The following is a 1,364-nucleotide window of genomic DNA, read 5'->3' on the forward strand; positions in this document are numbered from 1 at the left end:
CAGACCACCCGGTCGCTGTGCTGGCCCTCGGCGAATTCCTCGATCATCTTCTCGTTGAAGGCCGGCAGGTCGTCCGGCGACCGGCTGGTGACCACGCCCTGATCGACCACCACCGCGCGGTCATAGACGGTGGCGCCGGCGTTGCGCAGGTCGATCTGGATTGCCTTGTATCCGGTCATCTCGCAGCCTTCGACCACGCCGGCGCTGATCAGCAGCTGCGGCCCGTGGCAGATCGCGGCCACCGGCTTGCCGGCCTCGAAGAAGCTGCGGACGAAGCCGATCGCCGTCTTGTCGGTGCGCAGCCGATCCGGGCTGTGCACGCCGCCGGGGATCAGCAGGCCGTCATAGCCCTCCGGCGCCGCCTGATCGAGCGGCACGTCGACCGGGAAGCTGTCGCCCTTGTCGAGATGCTTGTGCCCGGTCACCTGGCCCGAGGCCGGGCTGACGATCTCGACCTTGGCGCCGGCCTGCTTCAGGGCCTTGACCGGCTCGGTCATCTCCACCTGCTCGAAGCCGTCGGCGACGAGCACGGCGATCCTGCGTCCGCCCAGACGTTCGGTCATGCCATTCTCCATCGTCAGAAGGACGGCCGCGGAGGGGCGGACCGTCTTCCTGGGCAATGGCCGGCGGCGGCGGGCGGTTCCTACGCCGCCGCGACCTCGATCAGGGTCGGCCTGCTGTCCTCGAAGGCGGCGGCCAGGCGCTGCGGCAGGTGGCGCGGATCGTCGACCGCGGCATAGCCGCAGCCAAAGGTCGCGGCCATGGCGTCGAAGGCCGGCGGGTCGATGTCGACGCCGAGGCGGTCGATCCCGGCCTTGTCCATGCCATAGGCGATCTGCCCCAGGCCGCGATTGTTCCAGACCACGACCGGCAGGCCGAGGCCGAGATCCGCGGCCGTGCCGAGCTCCTGACAGGTGAAGCCCAGGCCGTAATCTCCGGCCAGAGCCACCACCTGCGCCTCCGGCCGCGCCAGCTTGGCCCCGACCGCCGCCGGCAGGCCGTAGCCGAGCGTGCCGAAGCCGACCGGGTGCAGCCAGCCGCGCGGCTGCCGCGCCGGGAACACGACATTGCCGGTATAGGCGATCTGGGTCATGTCGGTGACCACCACCGCATCGTCCGGCAGCGCGTCGCGAAGCGTCGCCAGGAATGCTAGATGGACGGGCTTGTCGCCGAACTCCGCCATGTCCGCCGCCTGCCGCACCGGCGCCAGGTCGCCGGCCCAGACGGCACGGCCGGAGAGGTCGGACAGGGCGTCCGCCAGCCCCTCCAGCGCCTGCGCCGCGTCGCAGAGCAGGGGCACCGCGGGGCGGTAATCGCGCACCAGCACATCGGGGTCGAGGTCGACCCGGATCAGCGATCACTAG

The 1,364-nt window shown here is 71.0% G+C and carries 2 protein-coding genes; both read right to left on the minus strand.

What is annotated here, in order from left to right; all coding sequences use genetic code 11:
* Positions 1-563 (minus strand): type 1 glutamine amidotransferase domain-containing protein (locus P409_RS34430; RefSeq protein WP_034849397.1); only part of this gene is annotated, 563 nt, incomplete at its 3' end.
* An 80-nt stretch (positions 564-643) separates the two neighbouring features.
* On the minus strand, positions 644-1,321 hold the full coding sequence (locus P409_RS34435) for a thiamine pyrophosphate-dependent enzyme (protein WP_202964905.1): 678 nt from the start codon (positions 1,319-1,321) through the stop codon (positions 644-646).
* Positions 1,322-1,364 lie beyond the last annotated feature (43 nt).

It is taken from the genome of Inquilinus limosus MP06 (assembly GCF_000767795.1).
GTDB classification, from domain to species: domain Bacteria; phylum Pseudomonadota; class Alphaproteobacteria; order DSM-16000; family Inquilinaceae; genus Inquilinus; species Inquilinus limosus_E.